Source organism: Bradyrhizobium sp. MOS002 (assembly GCF_003020115.1).
Taxonomy (GTDB): domain Bacteria; phylum Pseudomonadota; class Alphaproteobacteria; order Rhizobiales; family Xanthobacteraceae; genus Bradyrhizobium.
Genome location: NZ_PYFX01000002.1, coordinates 242,882 through 263,124, shown reverse-complemented (window position 1 = coordinate 263,124; position 20,243 = coordinate 242,882). Strand labels below are relative to the sequence as shown.

The 20,243-nt window shown below is 64.9% G+C and carries 17 protein-coding genes; 10 read left to right on the top strand and 7 right to left on the bottom strand.

Translation table 11 applies throughout. The features are described from left to right. The first annotated feature begins 32 nt into the window (after positions 1–32). The 3 genes from C7G41_RS05905 to C7G41_RS05895 all read left to right on the top strand — a co-directional run bounded on the left by C7G41_RS05905 (position 33) and on the right by C7G41_RS05895 (position 6,326). Positions 33–1,094 carry an MBL fold metallo-hydrolase gene (locus tag C7G41_RS05905; protein WP_106941687.1) on the top strand — a complete coding sequence of 354 codons (1,062 nt, stop codon included), beginning with the start codon at positions 33–35 and terminating at the stop codon, positions 1,092–1,094. A 201-nt stretch (positions 1,095–1,295) separates the two neighbouring features. Further along, complete coding sequence (hemA, locus tag C7G41_RS05900) at positions 1,296–2,525, top strand: 5-aminolevulinate synthase (RefSeq protein ID WP_106941686.1); 1,230 nt, start codon at positions 1,296–1,298, stop codon at positions 2,523–2,525. A 291-nt stretch (positions 2,526–2,816) separates the two neighbouring features. After that, entirely contained in the window at positions 2,817–6,326 is a 3,510-nt protein-coding gene (locus C7G41_RS05895) for a PAS domain-containing hybrid sensor histidine kinase/response regulator (RefSeq protein WP_106941685.1), read from the top strand. A gap of 10 nt (positions 6,327–6,336) precedes the next feature. On the opposite strand, the gene C7G41_RS05890 is transcribed toward C7G41_RS05895, so the two are convergent. The 3 genes from C7G41_RS05890 to C7G41_RS05880 all read right to left on the bottom strand — a co-directional run bounded on the left by C7G41_RS05890 (position 6,337) and on the right by C7G41_RS05880 (position 8,450). Then, positions 6,337–6,840, bottom strand: coding sequence for a cytochrome P460 family protein (locus C7G41_RS05890; RefSeq protein WP_106941684.1), 504 nt, complete (start codon positions 6,838–6,840; stop codon positions 6,337–6,339). A gap of 121 nt (positions 6,841–6,961) precedes the next feature. Continuing rightward, the gene (locus tag C7G41_RS05885; RefSeq protein ID WP_106941683.1) at positions 6,962–7,993 is read right to left on the bottom strand and encodes an alpha/beta fold hydrolase; all 1,032 of its coding nucleotides are present in this window, start codon (positions 7,991–7,993) and stop codon (positions 6,962–6,964) included. A gap of 37 nt (positions 7,994–8,030) precedes the next feature. Beyond that, complete coding sequence (locus C7G41_RS05880) at positions 8,031–8,450, bottom strand: organic hydroperoxide resistance protein (protein ID WP_106942170.1); 420 nt, start codon at positions 8,448–8,450, stop codon at positions 8,031–8,033. A 199-nt stretch (positions 8,451–8,649) separates the two neighbouring features. Between C7G41_RS05880 and C7G41_RS05875 the strand changes: the two genes are divergently transcribed. Beyond that, on the top strand, positions 8,650–11,490 hold the full coding sequence (locus tag C7G41_RS05875; protein WP_106941682.1) for a winged helix-turn-helix domain-containing protein: 2,841 nt from the start codon (positions 8,650–8,652) through the stop codon (positions 11,488–11,490). A 1,037-nt stretch (positions 11,491–12,527) separates the two neighbouring features. On the opposite strand, the gene C7G41_RS05865 is transcribed toward C7G41_RS05875, so the two are convergent. Then, a complete protein-coding gene (locus C7G41_RS05865; protein WP_106941680.1) occupies positions 12,528–13,199 on the bottom strand; it encodes a response regulator transcription factor in 672 nt (223 codons plus the stop codon). Positions 13,200–13,535: 336 nt separating this feature from the next. Between C7G41_RS05865 and C7G41_RS05860 the strand changes: the two genes are divergently transcribed. After that, positions 13,536–15,161: an MFS transporter gene (locus tag C7G41_RS05860; protein WP_199198207.1), complete on the top strand. Its 1,626-nt coding sequence runs from the start codon at positions 13,536–13,538 to the stop codon at positions 15,159–15,161. A gap of 126 nt (positions 15,162–15,287) precedes the next feature. On the opposite strand, the gene C7G41_RS05855 is transcribed toward C7G41_RS05860, so the two are convergent. Next, on the bottom strand, positions 15,288–15,767 hold the full coding sequence (locus C7G41_RS05855) for a secondary thiamine-phosphate synthase enzyme YjbQ (protein WP_199198206.1): 480 nt from the start codon (positions 15,765–15,767) through the stop codon (positions 15,288–15,290). Between the two features lie 39 nt (positions 15,768–15,806). Next, the gene (locus tag C7G41_RS05850) at positions 15,807–16,343 is read right to left on the bottom strand and encodes a hypothetical protein (protein WP_106941677.1); all 537 of its coding nucleotides are present in this window, start codon (positions 16,341–16,343) and stop codon (positions 15,807–15,809) included. Between the two features lie 391 nt (positions 16,344–16,734). On the opposite strand from C7G41_RS05850, the gene C7G41_RS05845 reads away from it, so the two are divergent. The 5 genes from C7G41_RS05845 to C7G41_RS05825 all read left to right on the top strand — a co-directional run bounded on the left by C7G41_RS05845 (position 16,735) and on the right by C7G41_RS05825 (position 19,372). Continuing rightward, entirely contained in the window at positions 16,735–17,109 is a 375-nt protein-coding gene (locus tag C7G41_RS05845; RefSeq protein WP_007599457.1) for an AtpZ/AtpI family protein, read from the top strand. A 114-nt stretch (positions 17,110–17,223) separates the two neighbouring features. After that, entirely contained in the window at positions 17,224–17,973 is a 750-nt protein-coding gene (locus C7G41_RS05840) for a F0F1 ATP synthase subunit A (protein ID WP_007599455.1), read from the top strand. Between the two features lie 53 nt (positions 17,974–18,026). Next, positions 18,027–18,257 (top strand): F0F1 ATP synthase subunit C, encoded by a 231-nt coding sequence (locus tag C7G41_RS05835; protein ID WP_007599451.1) that lies wholly within the window; start codon positions 18,027–18,029, stop codon positions 18,255–18,257. Between the two features lie 60 nt (positions 18,258–18,317). Beyond that, the gene (locus C7G41_RS05830) at positions 18,318–18,881 is read left to right on the top strand and encodes a F0F1 ATP synthase subunit B' (protein ID WP_106941676.1); all 564 of its coding nucleotides are present in this window, start codon (positions 18,318–18,320) and stop codon (positions 18,879–18,881) included. Between the two features lie 5 nt (positions 18,882–18,886). Further along, the gene (locus C7G41_RS05825; protein WP_106941675.1) at positions 18,887–19,372 is read left to right on the top strand and encodes an ATP F0F1 synthase subunit B; all 486 of its coding nucleotides are present in this window, start codon (positions 18,887–18,889) and stop codon (positions 19,370–19,372) included. 195 nt (positions 19,373–19,567) lie between these two features. Here the strand turns inward: C7G41_RS05825 and C7G41_RS05820 are convergent, their stop codons facing one another. After that, on the bottom strand, positions 19,568–20,224 hold the full coding sequence (locus C7G41_RS05820) for a hypothetical protein (protein ID WP_106941674.1): 657 nt from the start codon (positions 20,222–20,224) through the stop codon (positions 19,568–19,570). Positions 20,225–20,243 lie beyond the last annotated feature (19 nt).

Here is a 20,243-nt window from a genome sequence, read left to right as displayed (position 1 = left end):
CGCGCCGCAGCTAGTGGGTTTAATCCGGTGGCATGAACACGAAAACCGACACCGTGCAGTCCTCCGCCGACGCGCTGCGCTATCCCTGGGAACAGCATCCCGGCCCCGAACAGGTCGTCGAGGTGAAGCCGGGCGTGTTGTGGGCGCGGCTGAAGCTGCCGTTCCGCCTCAACCACGTGAACATCTACCTGCTCGCCGACGGCGACGGCTATGCCATCGTGGACACCGGCTTCGGCAATGAGGAGACGATCGAAGCCTGGACTAAGCTGTTCGACGGGCCGCTGAAGGGCGTCAACATCACGCGCCTGATCGTGACCCATTCCCATCCCGATCATGTCGGTCTGGCCGGGTGGATCGTCGAGCGGTTCAAGTGCCCGCTGGTGATGTCGCAGGTCGAATATCTGCAATCGGTCTATCACCAGAACCGCGGCACCGAGGAGCGGCAGGAGGCGCAGCGGCTGTTCTTCCGCCGCCACGGCATGGACGAGTCGCTCACCGAAAAACTGCTCGGCCGCGGCCAGGACTATCTCAAGCGCGTTTCGGTGCTGCCGCCGTCCTACCGCCGCATCTCGCATGGCGACGACGTCGTGATCGGCACGCGCCGCTTCAAGGTGATCACCGGCGGCGGTCATGCGCTCGACCAGGTGATGCTGTATTGCGCCGACGACAAGCTGTTCCTCTCGGCCGACCAGGTGCTGAGCAAGATCTCGCCGAACGTCAGCGTGTGGGCGGTCGAGCCCGACCAGAATTCGCTCGGCGAATATCTGGCCTCGCTCGCCAGCCTCACCACGACTCTCCCCTATGACGTGCTGGTACTACCCGGCCACGGCGTGCCGTTCTACGGGCTGAAGACCCGCATCAAGCAGCTCGCCGATCACCACGAGGAACGCTGCAGCCTGATCGCGGAAGCCTGCCGCGAGGTGCCGCAGACCTCGCGCGCATTGGTACCCGTGGTGTTCAACAAGCACGTGCTGGACGAACACCAGATGGGTTTCGCCGCTGGCGAACTTGTCGCCCACGTCAACTACATGATCGTGGAAGGCCGGCTGACGGCGGAAATGAAAGACGGCGTGTTGCAGTTCAGGACGACCTGAGCGCGGCCTTCACTTCAGCGGATGGTGCAGAGCAACATTACGCCTCGCGCGAACTTGATCCGGATCAAGTTTCAAATCGCACGATAGGGCATTTTGCCCAGATGTCCCTCATGGCCAAATGTGGGATAGCGCATAGACATTGGAGCTGGAAAAGCTCTAAGGATATGCGGGTCTTTGGTCGGTTCCGCTGCAGGTTTGACGATGGATTACGCCCAGTTCTTCAATTCCGCCCTTGATCGTCTCCACGCCGAGCGGCGCTACCGCGTGTTCGCCGATCTCGAGCGCATCGCCGGCCGGTTCCCGCATGCGCTCTGGCACTCGCCCAAGGGCAAGCGCGACGTCGTGATCTGGTGCTCCAACGATTATCTCGGCATGGGCCAGCACCCGAAGGTGGTAGGCGCGATGGTCGAGACCGCGACCCGCGTCGGTACCGGCGCCGGCGGCACCCGCAACATCGCCGGCACGCATCATCCGCTGGTGCAGCTCGAGGCCGAGCTCGCCGATCTGCACGGCAAGGAAGCCTCGCTGCTCTTCACGTCCGGCTACGTCTCGAACCAGACCGGCATCGCGACCATCGCAAAGCTCATTCCGAACTGCCTGATCCTGTCGGACGAGCTGAACCACAATTCGATGATCGAGGGCATCCGCCAGTCCGGCTGCGAGCGGGTCGTGTTCCGCCACAACGACGTCGCCGATCTCGAAGCGCTGTTGCAGGCTGCGGGCCCGAGCCGGCCCAAGCTGATCGCCTGCGAGAGCCTTTATTCGATGGACGGCGACATCGCCCCGCTCGCCAAGATCTGCGACCTCGCCGAGAAGTACGGCGCGATGACCTATGTCGACGAGGTCCATGCGGTGGGCATGTACGGCCCGCGCGGCGGCGGCATCGCCGAGCGCGACGGCGTGATGCATCGCATCGACATTCTCGAAGGCACGCTCGCCAAGGCGTTCGGCTGCCTCGGTGGCTACATCGCCGCCAACGGTCAGATCATCGACGCCGTGCGCTCTTATGCGCCGGGCTTCATCTTCACCACCGCGCTGCCGCCGGCGATCTGCTCGGCGGCGACCGCCGCGATCAAGCATCTCAAGACGTCGAGCTGGGAGCGCGAGCGTCACCAGGACCGTGCCGCCCGGGTCAAGGCGATCCTCAACGCCGCCGGCCTGCCGGTGATGTCGAGCGACACCCACATCGTCCCGCTGTTCATCGGCGATGCCGAAAAGTGCAAGCAGGCTTCCGACCTCTTGCTCGAACAGCACGGCATCTACATCCAGCCGATCAACTATCCGACGGTCGCCAAGGGCTCCGAACGCCTGCGCATCACGCCCTCGCCCTATCACGACGACGGCCTGATCGATCAGCTCGCCGAAGCCCTGCTGCAGGTGTGGGACCGCCTGGGTCTGCCGCTGCGCGAGAAGTCGCTGGCGGCGGAGTAGCGGTCGTCCTGGCGAATGCCAGGACCCATTACCCCGACTGTGAATTGTTACAGTTCGCTGTGGCCACTTGGGCGCTCATAACCATGTCCTGTGGTTATGGGTCCTGGCTTTCGCCAGGACGACGTAGGTCTCTCCGCTTAACGACAACCCCAGTTCCCGCCCGGCCCCGGCATTTGGCTGTCGCCTCCACTCGTGCAACGCGCTAGATTTACAGGGAAAATGAGATCGGGCGCGGCCGGCGCGCCTTAGGAAGATCGGGCGCTACCGCGCCATGGGAGAAGCACGCTCGCCATGCTGCACGATTGGGGCGTGATCGCCGCCGCCTTCGGCTATATCGGTTTTCTGTTCCTGGTGGCGAGCCATGGCGACCGCCGTTCGCCGGCCGGGCGCGGCCGCGCCTCGGGGCTGATCTACCCGCTGTCGCTGGCGATCTACTGCACCTCCTGGACTTTCTTCGGCTCGGTCGGCTTCGCCACCCGCACCTCCACCGACTTCCTCGCGATCTATGTCGGCCCGATCCTGATGATCGGGCTCGGAGCCGGCGTCCTCCGCCGCGTGATCCAGCTCGCGAAGGCCAATAACATCACCTCGATCGCCGACTTCATCGGCGCGCGCTACGGCAAGAGCCAGGCGGTGGCGGCAACCGTCGCGCTGATCGCGATCATCGGCTCGGTGCCCTACATCGCGCTCCAGCTCAAGGCGGTCGCCTCCTCGCTCGAAACCATCCTGAGCGAAGACCAGGCCTTCTCCCACATCCCGATCGTCGGCGACGTGGCGCTGATGGTGACGCTGGCGATGGCGGCCTTCGCGGTTCTGTTCGGCACGCGGCAGACGGACGCCACCGAGCATCAGCACGGCCTGATGCTCGCGGTCGCGACCGAATCCATCATCAAGCTGGTCGCCTTCCTCGCCGCGGGCATCTTCGTCACGTTCTGGATGTTCTCGCCGCACGAACTGATCGAGCGCGCGATGAAGACACCGGAGGCGGTGCGCGTCATCAACTATTCGCCGTCGATCGGCAACTTCCTGACCATGACGCTGCTGTCGCTGTGCGCGATCATGCTGCTGCCACGCCAGTTCCACGTCAGCGTGGTGGAGAATTCCTCGGACGCCGAGGTCGGCCGCGCGCGCTGGCTGTTCCCGCTCTATCTCGTCGCCATCAATCTGTTCGTCATCCCGATCGCATTCGCCGGCCTCGTCAGCTTCCCGTTCGGCGCCGCCGATCCGGATATGTACGTGCTGGCGCTGCCGATGGCGGGCGGCGCGGATCTGCTCAGTGTCGCCGTCTTCGTCGGCGGCCTGTCGGCGGCGACCGCGATGGTGATCGTCGAATGTGTCGCGCTCTCCATCATGGTCTCGAACGATCTCGTGGTGCCCCTGGTTCTGCAACGACGGCCCGAGGGGCGCACCGGCGGCGCCGATTTCAGCGACTTCCTGTTGCGCTCGCGCCGGCTCGCGATCTTCGCCATCATGGTGATGGCGTATTTCTACTACCGCGCGCTCGGCAACACCCAGCTCGCGGCGATCGGCCTGCTCTCCTTTGCCGCCATCGCCCAGCTTGCACCCAGCTTCTTCGGCGGACTGCTGTGGCGGCGCGCGACCGCGCGCGGCGCGATCGGCGGCATGCTGGTCGGCTTCGCGGTGTGGCTCTACACGCTGTTCATCCCGAGCTTCATGGATACTTCGACGGCGGGCATCCTGCTGCTCCAGCACGGCCCGTTCGGGATCGAGGCGCTGCGGCCGCAGGCGCTGTTCGGCGCCGATTTGCCGCCGCTGATGCACGGCGTGGTCTGGTCGCTGTCGCTCAACATCCTCACCTACGTGCTGCTGTCGCTGGCGCGCCAACCGTCGTCGATCGAGCTGGTGCAGGCCGATCTGTTCGTTCCCAACACGCTCGCGCCGATCTCCCCGAACTTCCGCCGCTGGCGCACCACCGTCACGGTGCAGGACATCCAGACCACCGTGGCGCAATATCTCGGGCCTGACCGCGCGCGGCATTCGTTCGAGGCATTCTCCGCGCGGCGCAATGTGCGGCTGGAGTCCGGGGCGCCCGCCGATTTCGAGCTGCTGCAGCACGCCGAGCACCTGATCGCCTCCTCGATCGGGGCGGCCTCCTCGCGTCTCGTGATGTCGCTGCTGCTGCGCAAGCGGACGGTGTCGGCGAAGGCCGCGCTCAAGCTGCTCGACGATTCCCATGCGGCGCTTCATTTCAACCGCGAGATCCTGCAGACCGCGCTCAACCATGTGCGCCAGGGCATCGCGGTGTTCGATGCCGATCTGCAACTGATCTGCTCCAACCGGCAGTTCGGCGATCTCCTCAACGTTCCCCCGCATTTCATCCAGTTCGGCACGCCGTTGCGTGAAATCCTGGAATTCATGGGCGTGAGCGAGCCGACCGATCCGATCGAGCGCGAGGCCATGCTGGAGCGCCGACTGGCGGCCTACACCACCGACGGCGAGCCTTATCTCGAGCGCCTGCCCGACCGCCACATGGTGATCGAGATCTTGACCAACCGCATGCCGGGCGGCGGCTTCGTCATCACCTTCACCGACGTCACGCCGACGTTCGAGGCGGCCGAAGCGCTGGAGCGCGCCAATGCGACGCTGGAGAAGCGGGTGCGCGACCGCACCGAGGAGCTGACCCGGCTGAATTCCGAGCTGGCGCTGGCCAAGAGCGCGGCCGAAGACGCCAGCATCTCCAAGACGCGCTTTCTCGCCGCCGCCAGCCACGACATTCTCCAGCCGCTGAACGCGGCGCGGCTCTATGTCACGAGCCTGGTCGAGCGTCAGCACAGCGGCGAGGAGACGCGGCTGGTCGAGAACATCGACGAATCGCTCCAGGCGATCGAGGAGATCCTCGGCGCGCTGCTCGACATCTCCAGGCTCGACGCCGGCGCGATGACGACCTCGATCTCGAGCTTCAAGATGGCCGATCTGATGCGCTCGCTGGAAATCGAGTTCGCGCCGGTCGCGCGCGCCAAGAATCTGGCGCTCGTCTTCGTGCCGTGCTCGCTGCCCGTCGAGTCGGATCGTCTCCTGCTGCGGCGGCTGCTCCAGAACCTGATCTCCAACGCGATCAAATATACCCCGCGCGGGCGCGTGCTGGTCGGCTGCCGCCGCCGCGGCGCCTCGCTCAAGATCTGCGTCTACGACACCGGCGTCGGCATCCCGACGGTCAAGCGCGGCGAGATCTTCAAGGAATTCCACCGCCTCGAGCAGGGCGCGCGGATCGCCCGCGGCCTCGGCCTTGGCCTGTCGATCGTCGAGCGGTTGGCACGCGTGCTCAACCATGGCATCGCCATCGATTCCAATGTCGGCGGCGGCTCGGTGTTTTCCGTGACGGTGCCGACGGCGAAGGCGATCACCCACACCGCGGCTGTGACCAGCGCGACCCCGCTCGCGCGCACCTCGATCTCGGGTACCCTGATCGTCTGCATCGAGAACGACGCCGCGATCCTCGACGGCATGCGCACGCTGCTGAAGGCCTGGGACGCCGAGGTGATCGCAGTCGCCGATCCCGAGGGCGCGATCGCCGCGATCGAAACTGCCGGCCGCCGCGTGACCGGCCTGCTGGTCGATTATCACCTCGACCGCGGCAACGGCATCGCCGCGATCCGCGACATCCGCCGCCGCTTCGGTGACGGCATCCCCGCGATTCTGATCACCGCCGACCGCAGCCCCGCCGTGCAAATGGCGGCCCGCGACGAAAAGGTCGCGGTGCTCAACAAGCCGGTCAAGCCGGCTTCGCTCCGTGCCCTGCTCGGCCAGTGGCGCACGCAGCAGATGGTGGCGGCGGAGTAAACCTCCGCACTCAGGGCGCGAGCCTCGTAAACACGTAATCGCGACTTTTCACACGGGCTTCGTGGCAGGCGAAGCAGGTGCGATGCTGGGCCTCGTCGACCGGCTTACCGTTGACGAAGCGACCAAATCCCCAGCCGCCGGTCGAGGCATATTTTTTGGAATCCTTGACCATCACCTGGACGGTGGTGGCCTCACCGGGAATCGTCGCGGACGCAAATTCGGGCGATTGTTTCCGCTTCCAGGCGCGCTTGACCAGAATTGTCCCGTCCGGGAACGGAAGCTTGCCGCCTAGATAGGCATCGATCGCGGTGCTGTTGCCGACGACGGCACGCAGCTCGTCCAGGGGAGCCGCCTCCTCGGCCGGCGCGATCAGCTGCCACTGCTTGTAGCCCTCCGGGACAGTGACGCCGAAGATCGGCGAGGCATCCGCCGGGCCTTGCGCGAAAGCGATCGTGACCAGATACGGCACGCAGGTCAGGACGGCGACGAGCAGGAGCGCGGCCAGCACGATCATCGTCGTTGAGGATGGAAATTTTGACTTTTCAGATTTCATTGTCGTCATGACGCCTCGCTGAGCTGCGATCGCATATTAGGCCTGGGCCCGGCCTTGCCGGACCGAGGTGCTGCCAAAATCCTCAGGCACCGCCGTCGGCGTCGATGACGGCCTTGGCAAAGGCTTGCGGTGCTTCCTGCGGCAGATTGTGGCCGATGCCGCCGGTGATCAGGCGATAGTCGTACCAGCCCGAGAACTTCTTGGCATAGGCACTTGGATCGGGATGCGGCGCGCCGTTGGCGTCGCCTTCCATCGTGATCGTCGGCACGTCGATGACCGGAGCCGCCGCGAGCTTCTTTTCGAGGTCCTCGTATTTCGCTTCGCCCTGGGCGAGCCCGAGCCGCCAGCGGTAATTGTGGATCGTGATCGCGACGTGGTCCTTGTTGTCCAGCGCCGCCGCGCTGCGGTCGAAGGTGGCGTCGTCGAACTTCCACTGCGGCGAAGCCAACTTCCAGATCAGCTTGGCAAAATCATGCGTGTACTTCTCGTATCCGGCGCGGCCGCGCTCGGTCGAGAAATAGAACTGGTACCACCATAGCAGCTCGGCCGACGGCGGCAGCGGCGCGTTGCCTGCGGCCTGGCTGGAGATCAGATAGCCGCTGACCGACACCAGCGCACGACAGCGCTCCGGCCACAGCGCGGCGATGATGTCGGCGGTACGCGCGCCCCAGTCGAAGCCGGCGACGACCGCTTTCTTGATCTCGAGTTTATCCATCAGCGCGATGATGTCGACGGCCATTGCCGCGGGCTCCCCGTTGCGCGGCGTCTCGGCGGAGAGAAAGTGGGTCGAACCGTAGCCGCGCAGATAAGGGATGATGACGCGATAGCCGGCCTTTGCCAGGATCGGCGTGACGTCGACGAAGGCGTGAATGTCGTAAGGCCAGCCGTGCAGCAGGATCGCGACGGGACCGTTCGCGGGACCGGCCTCCGCGTAGCCAACGTTGAGGACGCCGGCATCGATCTGCTTGATCGCGCCGAACGACGCGTTCGTTGCGGCCGGGCGCGACGCTTCCGATTCGGCGCGGGCGAGGCCGATCACGCCGAGGCCGGCGGCGACAGTTCCCGCGGCGACGCCGAAAAACTGGCGCCGGTGCTGGTCAATGAGCTGTTTCATGATGCTGCTACCTTGTTGATGGTTGGAGGTGGTGCCGTCAGATCAGCGCGACCGTGACGTCGATGTTGCCGCGGACGGCCTTGGAATAGGGACAGGTCTGATGAGCCTCATCGACGATCCCGCGCGCGATCTCGTGATCGAGGCCGGGCAGGCTGACATCGAGGCGTGCCCTGAGCGAATAGGCGCCCTCGTCGAGCACGAGGTCGATCTCCGCATCGATCGAGCATTTCCTGGGGAGCTCGATCTTCCGCTTGCGGGCCGCGATCTCCATCGCGCCCTCGAAGCAGGCCGACCAGCCGGCCGCAAACAATTGCTCGGGATTGGTGCCGATGCCGGTGCCGCCCGGCGGCGATAGCTTGACATCCAGGCGGCCGTCGGAACTGCGCGATATGCCGTCCTGTCGCCCGCCGCTGGTGCGGGTCCGGGCCGTGTAAAGCAACTTTGCCGCTTGGGTCATGAAGGTCTCCTTGCCGTCGCACAACTGACTAGCAGCGGCTGCCGCGACATACCCGTTGGGAGTTGTGAGAAGTTGTGAGGTCTCGGCGCGCGGGCCTCACAGGACCTGCATTTGCGTTCTGATCGCGACGCGGCGGACGGCCTTGCCGGATTGCGATCATCTGGCTATCCGGTCCGTTCGAAAGGATCAGGATTCCGCCATGACCGAGCCGGCCGGCACCGCAACGGGAACCCTCTCGTTTGGGCCATTCACCGTAACGCCAAATGAAAGACTTGTGATGCGCGACGGCGTCGCGCTGCCGCTCGGTGCAAAGGCTTTCGACACGTTGCTCGCGCTGATGTCGCGGCCGAACCAGGTCGTCAGCAAGTATGATCTGATGGCGCTGGTGTGGCCCGGCATGACGGTCGAGGACGCCAATCTGCGCTTTCACGTTGCGGCGCTCCGTAAGGTCCTTGGCGACGGCAAGGACGGTGCCCGCTACATCACCACGCTCTCCGGCCGCGGCTATTGCTTCGTGGCGCCGATCTCGCAGGTGAGTATCCCGGCAGAGCGGCGCACCGCCGCGCGAACGGAATTGCCGCCCGTCAAACTGCCGAACCGGCTGCAACGGATGGTCGGGCGCGACGATGCGGTCGCCGCTGTCTCCGACAGGCTCATCGGCTCGCGCTTCGTCACGATCGCCGGCCCGGGCGGCGTCGGCAAAACTGCCGTTGCGGTTGCGATTGCTCACGATCTGCTCGCGACATTTTCCGACGCCGCACATTTCGTCGATCTTGCCGCGCTGAGTGATCCCGATCTCGTGATCACCTCGATCCTGCTGATGCTGGGCATGCCGGCCCAGACCGACGATCCCCTGCCTGCGCTGCTCGCGCATCTCCGGGACAAGCGGATGCTGCTGATCCTCGACAATTGCGAGCACGTCATCGCAGCCGCAGCCCCGCTGGCCGCCGAGATCTTCCACGCCGCACCGCATGTCCATATCCTGGCGATGAGCCGCGAAGCCCTGCGGGTCGAAGGCGAGCAGGTCTATCGGCTGGCGCCACTCGCGGTTCCGCCCGACAATCCCGGGCTGACGGCAGCCGCGGCGCAGACTTATCCGGCACTTCAACTCTTCCTCGAACGTGCCACGGCCGGCGGCGCGCAGATCGCGCTCGACGATGCCAATGCCGCGATCGTTGCCGGGATCTGCCGCAAGCTCGACGGCATGGCGCTGGCGATCGAACTCGCCGCCGGCCGTGTCGAAGCCTACGGCCTGGAGCAGACCGCGGCACTGCTCGCCGAGCGCCTCAATCTGCTCTGGCAGGGCCAGCGCACGGCGCCGCCGCGACAGAAGACGTTGCAGGCGACGCTGGCATGGAGCTACGGGCTCTTGTCCGACATCGAACGCCTCGTGCTGCGCAGGCTCGCGGTTTTCGCCGGTCACTTCACCATCGACGCCGCACTCGAGATCGTACCGGACGAACGTGTCGACCGCTCCCGCCTGTTCGACGCCATCGACGGCCTGGTGGCCAAGTCGATGGTCGCGGCGCGGCCGATCGGCGCCATGATGCGTTACCGTCTGCTCGACACGACGCGCGCCTATCTGCTCGAGATCGAGCCTGATGACGCGGCGCTCGCCGCCCGCCACGCGACCTATTACCGGCAATGGCTGGAGCAGGCCGGCACGACATGGGCCACGGTGCCGAGCGCCGACGAGCGCGCGATCCACTTCTCCGCGCTTCACAACGTGCGCGCGGCGCTGGACTGGTGTTTTGGGACGGACGGCGATGCCAGCATCGGCATTGCACTGGCCGCAGCTGCAGCGCCAATTTTTCTCGCGATGTCGTTGCTGGTCGAGTGCCGACGCTGGTCTGAACGGGCGCTGCTTGCGATCGATCCCTCCTCGCGCGGCGGCGCCGAGGAAATGCACATCCAGGCCGCGCTCGGACTGACCTTGATGTTCACGCGCGGCGGCAGCAAAGCGGCGCTTGCCGCTTTGAGCCGAAGCCTTGCGATCGCCGAGGCGCGCGGCGACGCGCCGAACCAGCTCCAGCTGCTCGGGCGCATGCATATCTTCCACGAGCGGATGGGACAGTTCGACGCCGCGCTCGGCTATGCGCAGCAAAGCCTCACGGTCGCCGGGACACTCGGCGATGCCGCCTCCCTCGCCCTCGCCCATTCGCTCCTCGGTGTCTCCTTGCATCTTGCCGGCGAGCATCGCGACGCGTTGGCGATGCTGGAGGCCGCCTGGCATGGGCCGGGCACGCAACGAATCAGCACCGTCTATGGCTTCGATCACCGCAACCGGGCCGGCATCTCGCTCGCGCGCGAGTTTTGGTTGGAGGGCCGCCCCGCGGATGCGCTGCAACTGGCCCGGCAGACGGTCGTCGAGGCCGCGCAGATGGACCATCCGATCACGCTCTGCATTGCGCTGATCTGGGCGGTCTCGATTGATCTCTGGAGCGGAGACCTCGATGCCGCGGAAGAGAACATCGACCGCTTCATCGCCCATGCCGAATCGCGCTCCATGGGCCCCTATCTTGCGGTCGGCCGCGGCGTCAAAGGCGAACTGGCGATCCGGCGCGGCGATGCCGCCGATGGCGTCGAGACGATCGAGGCGTGTCTGCGTGAGCTCCACGATGCCGGCTACGAGCTGCTCACCACGACGTTCAACATCGCGCTTGTTCAGGGCTTGATGGCGCTTGGGCAGATCGAGCGGAGCGCGCGCCTGATCGACGACGCGATCCGCCTCGTCGAGCAAGGCGGCGATCATCTGTACATGCCCGAGCTGCTGCGCATGAAGGGAAGGGTTCTCCTGGCGAGGCCCCAGCCCGACGCTGATCAGGCAGAAGCCTACTTCCTCCAATCACTGGAATTGAGTCGGCGCACAGGCGCGAAGGCCTGGGAGCTGCGGGCTGCGACCGACCTCGCGGGGCTCCTTGCCGAACGCGGCCGGCGCGAAGAAGCGAAGCGGTGGCTTCAATTGGCGTATGAAGGCTTCGCCCAGGGTTCGGAGACGGCGGATATCAGGGCCGCCGACAAGTTGTTGCAAACATTATGATGCGGCGTCTCGTGTCCCGGGCGCGTTGCAACGCTCTTGCGTCCGGGGCACGAAAGCGGAGTGTGGCGCACACTCTCTCCACATCGTCATTGCGAGCGCAGCGACGGAGCAAGGGGCAGCATCGTTCTCCAAGCACCACTGTCATTCCCCGCGAAGGCGGGGAATCCAGTACGCTGTGGCTTCTCGGCTCAATCACGGCCTTCTCTGGAGTACTGGATCGCCCGGCCAAGCCGGGCGATGACACCGATTGTATGGTTGCAGACATGCCATCGCAGCCTCGCGGCGCGTTTCGCCCGAGCTTTGCTTCGTTACTTCACCCTCTTGTCCAAGAGGGCGCAGGGAAGGCCGGGTGCTGACCTCGCACCCGCGGTCCGCTGCGCGAAGATGTAGCGCAAGGAAACCGCACAGCAGCATACAGGTGGCGCCGATCACTCGGCCTTCCCTGCGCGATGGTTGGACGGCTTATGCCGTGCTCTCCCGGGAGCCGAGTTCGTTCTGGCCTCCCTCGCCTTCGCGAAATTCACCGGCACCGCGCCGGTTGACGCAGATGCCGCATCTGCCAGAGCTTGACCGTAGCAACGACGGCCAGGACCACACGGTTTTGCCGTACGCACGGCTCGCCATTTCGCCGCAGTTTTTCCAGCCCTGTCGACGGAGCCGGAAACTTACAGGCGAGACGAGGCCTAGCAGCGCCGCTCGTCGGCACGAAGCCTTGGGCTCACGGAGAGCAATCCGCCCTGCCCTTGGCCTCTCGTACCCGAACGCTGCCGCGTCCACCGCAAGCCCGGCTCGCGAACGTGACGACCACAAGATCGCCCCTCAAGGATGAGCCGGGATGGGCGACACATACGCGAAAACCGAATTTCGGTAAAGTGGAATATTTTGCGTGATCCGATTGACAGAGGGGCGACACAGGGCCAGTCCCGTAGCCCGGATGGAGCGTTAGCGTAATCCGGGACTGTGTCGAATGCCGCGCGAGCGATCCCGGATTGCGCTGCGCTCCATCCGGGCTACGGGCTACGGTGCCCGTTACAGGCTCACCCCGTTGGGGTGCCCTGCCTCCACTGGCCACCGGCGATCTTTGCGGCGGCGATCACGGCTTGGGTCCGGCTTTCGACGCCGAGCTTTTGCAGGATCGCCGAGACGTGCGCCTTGATGGTGGCCTCGGAGACGCCGAGCTCATAGGCGATCTGCTTGTTGAGCAACCCCTCCGACAGCATCATCAGGACCCGGACCTGCTGCGGCGTCAGCGTCACCAGCCGATCGCGCAGTCGCGTCATGTCGGGATCGGCGACGGCCGACAGATCGGTGTCGGCGGGAACCCAGACCTCGCCTTCCATCACCTTGAGAATGGCGTCGCGCAGCGTCTCGACGCCGAATCGCTTCGGAATGAAACCGGAAGCGCCGAAATCGAGCGAGCGGCGGATCGTGGCGCTGTCGTCGGAAGCGGAGACGATCACCACCGGGATCGCCGGATATTGCGCGCGCAGATAGATCAGGCCTGAAAAGCCGGAGATCCCGGGCATCGAGAGGTCGAGCAGGATCAGGTCGACGTCGGAGGTCTGTTCCAAGAGCTTGGTCAGATCCTCGAACGATCCAGCCTCGTCGATCCTGGCCGAGCTCAGGACGCCCGCCACCGCCTGCCGCAGCGCGGCGCGGAACAATGGGTGGTCATCGGCAATGACGAGATGGGTGGAGAGAGGGTTCATCGTTCTCTTGCTGGCAATCGCACCGGGCCAGTAGGCCGGCGCGGGGCCTTGGTCAATTCTTTCCCGACCAGCCGTGGCATGCAAGCGGACATTATCCCTTTGCGGGAACGGGGTTAATCCACAGGCCGGCACTATGTTGCCGGATAAGGCGCGCGGCGTCAGGTGAGCGTCAGTGCGAAAGGCCGAAAGTCGTATTGGGGCGGGTTTCACGCCAATGTTACCTTGGGGGCAAGGGTTGATCCGGCATGACCGGACATCCAGGGCGCGAGGAAACGATTTTTCGGGGAGCGACTCAACATGTCGACAATGGCTGTGTCTCAAGCAGGCGCGGGAGGGATGACGAAGGACGAACGGTTCGTCATTCTCGCCTCCTCGCTCGGTACCGTCTTCGAGTGGTACGACTTCTATCTCTACGGTTCGCTGGCCGGCATCATCGGCGCGCAGTTCTTCTCGGCCTATCCGCCGGCAACCCGCGACATCTTCGCGCTGCTGGCCTTCGCGGCGGGCTTCCTGGTGCGCCCGTTCGGCGCGATCGTGTTCGGCCGTGTCGGCGACATCGTCGGCCGCAAATACACCTTCCTCGTCACCATCCTGATCATGGGTCTGTCGACCTTCATCGTCGGCCTGCTGCCCAATGCGGCGACCATCGGCATCGCGGCCCCGATCATCCTGATCGCCTTGCGTCTCGCCCAGGGCCTGGCGCTCGGCGGTGAGTATGGCGGTGCAGCGACCTATGTCGCGGAGCATGCTCCGAACGGCAAGCGCGGCTACTACACCTCCTTCATCCAGACCACGGCGACACTCGGCCTGTTCCTGTCGCTGCTGGTGATCCTGTTCACGCGCTCCGCGCTCGGCGAACCCGACTTCGCGGCCTGGGGCTGGCGCATTCCGTTCCTGGTCTCCGTGCTGCTGCTCGGCGTCTCGGTCTGGATTCGGCTTCGCCTCAACGAATCCCCCATCTTCCAGAAGATGAAGGACGAGGGGAAGAGCTCGAAGGCCCCGCTGACGGAAGCCTTCGGCAACTGGCAGAACGGCAAGCTCGTGCTGCTGGCGCTGCTCGGCGGCGTGATGGGCCAGGGCGTGGTCTGGTACACCGGCCAGTTCTACGCGCTGTTCTTCCTGCAATCGATCCTCAAGGTCGACGGCTACACTGCCAACCTGCTGATCGCCTGGTCGCTCCTGCTCGGGACCGGCTTCTTCATCGTGTTCGGCATGCTCTCCGACAAGATCGGCCGCAAGCCGATCATCCTCGGCGGCTGTCTGATCGCGGCGCTGACCTTCTTCCCGATCTTCAAGATGATCACCACCAACGCCAACCCGGCGCTGGAAAAGGCGATCGAGACGGTCAAGGTCGACGTGGTGGCGGATCCCGCAGGTTGCGGCGACCTGTTCAACCCGGTCGGCACCCGCGTCTTCACCTCGCCTTGCGACACCGCCCGTGCCTACCTGGCGCAGTCGTCGGTCAAGTACTCGACCACGCCAGGCGCGGCCGGCTCCGGCGTGAAGGTGATGGTCGGCGGCAAGGAAGTTGCCTACGCCAACGCCAAGGATGGCAATCCTGCAGTCCTCGCCGCCGTGCAGGCAGCCGGCTATCCGAAGCCCGGCGATGCGACCATCGTGAAGATGGCGCACCCGTTCGACATCTTCCGTCCGCAGGTGGCCGCGGTCATCGGACTGCTGTTCGTCCTGGTGCTGTTCGTCACCATGGTCTACGGCCCGATCGCCGCAATGCTGGTCGAATTGTTCCCGACCCGCATCCGCTACACATCGATGTCGCTGCCCTACCACATCGGTAACGGCTGGTTCGGTGGCCTCTTGCCGGCGACCGCCTTCGCCATCGTGGCCTCGACGGGCGATATCTATGCGGGCCTCTGGTATCCGGTCATCTTCGCATCGATTACCGTCGTGATCGGCTTGTTCTTCCTGCCGGAGACCAAGGACGTCGACATCAAGTCGACCTGATCGACGCACCGATCGACAACACCAACCGGCCGCGGTCTCCGCGGCCGGTTTTGTTTTGATTTCCAGATTCTTTGGCTTGGCGCGTTTTCCTTGCGCGAACCGGTATCCGCTTCGCTCGAAAAGGCTCTACCGATTGCCGCCCATGAATTGCAGCACGATTTCGCGCCGGTGCGGGCGGGTGCGATGCTCGATCAGATAGATCGCCTGCCAGGTGCCCAGCGCAAGCGCGCCACCCAGGACTGGTACCTGCAACGAGGTCCCTGTCAGCATGGTTTTGATGTGCGCCGGCATATCGTCCGGCCCTTCGGTGTCGTGAGTCCAGCCTGCATCTTCATCGTCCGGCGCGAGCCGCGCCAGCACCGTCGTGAGATCGACGAGCACGGAAGGATCGGCATTCTCCTGGATGGTCAGCGACGCAGAGGTGTGGCGGATAAACAGCGTCAGCGCGCCGTCCCGCGCATGAACGTCCTCGATGAACTTCGCAGCTTCGGTCGTGAGGTCGATGAAGCCGCAGCCTGAGGTCTGCACGGTGAGCAGCGACGATGCGACGGTGGTGGCCTGCACCGTCGATGGTGCTGAGCGGTTTACGGATTTGCCTGATGTCATCAAATGTCTCTCGTAACCTCGTCTTGGCCTGATGCGCGCTCAAATCTTCCCCGACACGTCCTTCTGTACGCGGTTGGCCATGTCGATCAGCCGACGCCAGGCCTTTTCCAGGAACGACATCACCCGATCGACGTCCTGGTCGCTCGGCAGCGGGATCTCGATCCTGCGGTCACCCTCGGCGGACTTTGGTTCTCGTGCTTGCGGCTCCGCCTTCTTGAACGGGTCGGATTTCGGCAGCGCCTCGTCGATCTTGCCCGACACGGTCGGTCCCGCCGCGAGCCGTCCCTTCAGCGTCTCGACTTCGGCCTGGAGCCTGCCGATCTCGGCATCGAGCGCGGTACGTTCATCGGGCACCGCGTAGCAGGCCCAGCCGGCGCCGCTGCGGGTGCAGGTCGACACCGTGCCGGTGCGGCTGTCGAGCCGCAGCACGCCCTCGGGGATGGGGGTCATGCTGTAGCGGCCGTTTTCGCTGTCGGGCGCGGATTGCGCGGCAAGGCAGCCGGCGCCGACCGCCATCGCCGCGGCGAACGCCGCCGCCGCAATCCATGAGGCTGTGGATGAATTCGTTGGTCTCATCGCGTTCTCCGCCACGACGCGCCGGCAGCACTTCCAAGGTTGGCGCTCATAAAGGTGGCACTTCTCGCAAATTCTACACCCGGGCGAGGCGATCCGCCGCCCAAAACGCGCCTTTGACATGAACGATCGCGGCGCCCGCTTTGATCCCGGCAGCCGAGCGAAATGGTGACTGCGTCCGCCGATCAAGCGGAGACCTGCTGCGGTGCGGCGTCACGCTGTGCGCAGCGCCGCCGCTCGCGCCGATATTTCCAAATAAATCAGATACATAACGGGAATGGACGCAATCGTGACTTGGCTTGACTTGATTATGGGCCATCAGTATGGTCCGCGCGGCTTTTGAGGGTGGCGGGCGCAATTTCCATTCAGCCGCGGCGTTTCGGGTCTTCGTTGCATGACACAGGGCACGGGACACGGCGAGAATGGAGATCGCGATAGATCGCCCGAGGAAGCTGCGCTTTCCGATCGGCTCGGAAATCTTGATCAGCGGTTGTCCGAATTTCGCGGCCGCCACGTCAAGACCGAGCAACCCGCAGGTGACGGTGAAGACAGAGCGGCCAGAGCCTCGGCGATGGCGCTTGGTTTCCGGTTATCCTCCGAGTTGGTCGCCGGGGTCGTTGTCGGAGCGGGGATTGGCTGGGGTTTCGACCGCTTGCTGTCGACGTCGCCTTTCGGATTTATCGTGTTCCTGCTGCTGGGCTTCGTAGCCGGCGTGGTGAACGTGGTGAGAACGGCAGGCGCGGGTCAAAACAGGCGCGGTGGTTCCTAAGCGATCCACACCAGGAGAGGAATGATCGTGCCGGCTCGTGCCGGTACGGGCCGGGCCCGACCGGCACACCGAGACCCGCCGGCATCGCCCGGCAGACCAAGAGATGCCGCGCTGATGAAAATCGATCCGATCCACCAGTTCAACATCGAGCCTCTCTTCACCCTGGGCCATATCGGCAACCACACGATCGCCTTCACCAATTCGTCGCTCTACATGCTGGTGGCGGTCGCGATCATCTCGATCCTGATGCTCGCCAGCGGCACGCAGCTGGTTCCCGGGCGCCTGCAGTCGGTCGCCGAGATCTCCTACGAGTTCGTGGCCTCGACCATCCGCTCGACGGCCGGCTCGGAAGGCATGAAGTTCTTCCCGCTGATCTTCTCGCTGTTCATGTTCATCTGCGTTTCGAACCTGGTCGGCATCATCCCCTACACCTTCACGATCTCGAGCCATCTGATCGTCACCGCGGCGCTCGCGCTGCTGGTCTTCTTCACGGTCCTGATCTACGGCATTGCCAAGAACGGCCTGAAATTCTTCTCGATCTTCGTGCCCCACGGCGTCCCCGGCTACATCCTGCCGCTGGTGATGTTCATCGAGATCCTGTCGTTCTTCCTGCGGCCGGTCTCCCACAGCGTCCGTCTGTTCGCCAACATGCTGGCCGGCCACATCGCGCTGAAGGTGTTCGCGGGCTTCGTCGCCATGCTCGGCTTCTCGCTCGGCGCCCTTGGCTGGGTCGGCGGCGTGCTGCCGCTGGCGCTCACGGTCGCGCTGTACGCTCTCGAGATTCTGGTCGCGTTCCTGCAAGCCTATGTGTTTGCGATCCTGACCTGCATCTACCTCAACGACGCCATTCATCCGGGACACTGAGCGGTCCGGGGAATTTCCACCCAAAACCCAATCTTTCTTCCAAGGAGTCTAAAATGGATCCGGCAGCAGCAAAACTTATCGGCGCGGGCATCGCATGCATCGGCATGGGCGGCGCGGGCGTCGGCGTCGGCGTGATCTTCGGCAACTACCTCGCCGCAGCCGTTCGCAACCCCTCGGCCGCTCAGGGCCAGTTCGGCAATCTGATCTTCGGCTTCGCCGTGACCGAAGCGCTCGGCATTTTCTCGCTGCTGATCGCGCTGCTGCTGCTGTTCGTTCCGCTCTGAGGACGATTCTTCGCGCCGCTTCAACCGAAGCGACGCGCATGACAGCAACAGGAGTAATCCATGGCTGAAAGTCATGGCGGCGCAAAAGGTCCGGCGGCGGGCGCCCACACCGGGGCCGAAGGCGGTCACGGTGGCGGTTTTCCGCCGTTCGAGAGCAGCACCTACGCTTCACAGCTGGTGTCGCTCGCGATCTTCTTCGTCGCGCTTTACGTGATCGTGTCCAAGCTCGCTCTGCCGCGCGTCGGCGGGGCGATCGAGGCGCGTCAGAACAAGATCGAGGGCGACCTCGCCGAAGCGCAGAAGCTGAAGGACCAGTCCGAAGCGGCGCTGAAGGCCTATGAAAGCGAGCTTGCTTCGGCACGCTCGCGCGCGCAGGCCATCGGCAACGAATCCCGCGACAAGGCGAATGCGCAGGCGGACGCCGAGCGCAAGGCGCTGGAAGAGCAACTGGCGGCCAAGCTCGCCGAGGCGGAGAAGACCATCGCCTCGACCCGTGCGACCGCCATGAGCAACGTCCGCGGCATCGCGGCCGATGCGGCAGGCACGATCGTGCAGCAGCTCACCGGCGTGGTTCCGGACGCGGCGCTGGTCAATGCCGCCGTTGATGCGTCCTTGAAGGGTTAATCGATATGTTCTTCGATCCTGAAACCTGGGTCGCCATCGCCTTCGTGATCCTGATGGTCGTGTTCGGCTATCTCGGGGTCTTCAAGAAGGCCATGATTGCGCTCGACCATCGCGCCGAGCGCATCAAGGCCGAGCTCGACGACGCGACGCGCCTCAAGCAGGAAGCCGCCAAGGTGCTCGCCGACTACAAGGCGCGCACCGCCTCGGCCGAACGCGAGGCTGCCGACATCATCGCCAACGCGAGGAGCGAAGCCGAGCGCATCGCAATCGAGGCCAAGGCCAAGGTGGAAGATTTCGTCGCTCGCCGCACCAAGACCGCGGAGGGCAAGATCGCGCTCGCCGAGGCCCAGGCGGTGGCCGATGTTCGCGCCGCAGCCGCGGAAGCCGCCGTCCAGGCCGCCTCCACGATCCTGTCGCAGTCGGTCAGAGGCCAGGTCGCCGACGATCTGCTCGCCAAGGGCATCACCGAAGTCAGGCAGAAGCTGAACTGAGGGGCCTCGCCTTTACTCATCAAAAAGCCGGCGCGATGAGCGCCGGCTTTTTTGTTTGGCGGTCACTGCATCGGCAAATCTGATGTCATCGCCCGCGAAGGCGGGCGATCCAGTATTCCAGAGACAGCCCTGATCAATCGAGAAGCCGCGGCGTACTGGATGCCCCGCCTTCGCGGGGCATGACGAGTATCGTGGCTACTTCTTCTTCGCCCGCGCCTTCGGCTCGGGCGACAGCGCCTGAGGATCGAAGCCGACATAGAAGATGTAGCTATCGGCGTCCTTGGCCGAAGGCATCGGATAGACCAGATCCTCGGCCACGAAGGTGAACGGCACGCTGCCGCCCTCCGACATTCCGACCGTGGTCCGGTAGGCCTTGGAAGCGATCACCTTCTCGCCGATGCCGCCGTGCACCACGGCGACGCGCAGCGGCACCTCGACGGTCGCAGGCGCGCCGGCGGGACCGGCGATGACGCGGCCCTGGATGCCGATCCGGGCCGTGATATCGCCGCCGTTGCGGGTGCATTCGCGGGCCATCTTGGTGATGGTGGCCTGAAAGCGGATCTCGTTGCCGACGGCCGGCTTGCCGGTGGCACCGACCGCATAGGTGGAGGCTCCGGCACGCACCGTGACCTGCGGGCAATCGAGATCGTCATCGGCCGCCGGCTGGCCGGGCGCAGGCGCCGACTTGGGTTGGGCCGGCTCGTCCGACTTGCCGCCGAACAGGCCCTTGAATCGATCGGTCAGCGACTGCGCCGCGACCGGCGAGACGGAGACGAGCGCAACTGACAACGCCAGCGCGACCGCTGCCCCCCGCCGCAACGCAGTCCGCGATGACCGAAGCTCCTGCACCATCAACGCCCATACTCCATGA

What these genes read in the sequence shown, in the direction of transcription:
- C7G41_RS05845 (WP_007599457.1), top strand. Translation starts at nt 16,735, where the DNA reads ATGACACAGGGCACGGGACACGGCGAGAATGGAGATCGCGATAGATCG.
- C7G41_RS05895 (WP_106941685.1), top strand. Translation starts at nt 2,817, where the DNA reads ATGCTGCACGATTGGGGCGTGATCGCCGCCGCCTTCGGCTATATCGGT.
- C7G41_RS05875 (WP_106941682.1), top strand. Translation starts at nt 8,650, where the DNA reads ATGACCGAGCCGGCCGGCACCGCAACGGGAACCCTCTCGTTTGGGCCA.
- C7G41_RS05905 (WP_106941687.1), top strand. Translation starts at nt 33, where the DNA reads ATGAACACGAAAACCGACACCGTGCAGTCCTCCGCCGACGCGCTGCGC.
- C7G41_RS05825 (WP_106941675.1), top strand. Translation starts at nt 18,887, where the DNA reads ATGTTCTTCGATCCTGAAACCTGGGTCGCCATCGCCTTCGTGATCCTG.
- C7G41_RS05850 (WP_106941677.1), bottom strand. Translation starts at nt 16,343, where the DNA reads ATGAGACCAACGAATTCATCCACAGCCTCATGGATTGCGGCGGCGGCG.
- C7G41_RS05890 (WP_106941684.1), bottom strand. Translation starts at nt 6,840, where the DNA reads ATGATCGTGCTGGCCGCGCTCCTGCTCGTCGCCGTCCTGACCTGCGTG.
- C7G41_RS05840 (WP_007599455.1), top strand. Translation starts at nt 17,224, where the DNA reads ATGAAAATCGATCCGATCCACCAGTTCAACATCGAGCCTCTCTTCACC.
- C7G41_RS05865 (WP_106941680.1), bottom strand. Translation starts at nt 13,199, where the DNA reads ATGAACCCTCTCTCCACCCATCTCGTCATTGCCGATGACCACCCATTG.
- C7G41_RS05855 (WP_199198206.1), bottom strand. Translation starts at nt 15,767, where the DNA reads ATGACATCAGGCAAATCCGTAAACCGCTCAGCACCATCGACGGTGCAG.
- C7G41_RS05830 (WP_106941676.1), top strand. Translation starts at nt 18,318, where the DNA reads ATGGCTGAAAGTCATGGCGGCGCAAAAGGTCCGGCGGCGGGCGCCCAC.
- hemA (WP_106941686.1), top strand. Translation starts at nt 1,296, where the DNA reads ATGGATTACGCCCAGTTCTTCAATTCCGCCCTTGATCGTCTCCACGCC.
- C7G41_RS05885 (WP_106941683.1), bottom strand. Translation starts at nt 7,993, where the DNA reads ATGAAACAGCTCATTGACCAGCACCGGCGCCAGTTTTTCGGCGTCGCC.
- C7G41_RS05820 (WP_106941674.1), bottom strand. Translation starts at nt 20,224, where the DNA reads ATGGTGCAGGAGCTTCGGTCATCGCGGACTGCGTTGCGGCGGGGGGCA.
- C7G41_RS05860 (WP_199198207.1), top strand. Translation starts at nt 13,536, where the DNA reads ATGACGAAGGACGAACGGTTCGTCATTCTCGCCTCCTCGCTCGGTACC.
- C7G41_RS05880 (WP_106942170.1), bottom strand. Translation starts at nt 8,450, where the DNA reads ATGACCCAAGCGGCAAAGTTGCTTTACACGGCCCGGACCCGCACCAGC.
- C7G41_RS05835 (WP_007599451.1), top strand. Translation starts at nt 18,027, where the DNA reads ATGGATCCGGCAGCAGCAAAACTTATCGGCGCGGGCATCGCATGCATC.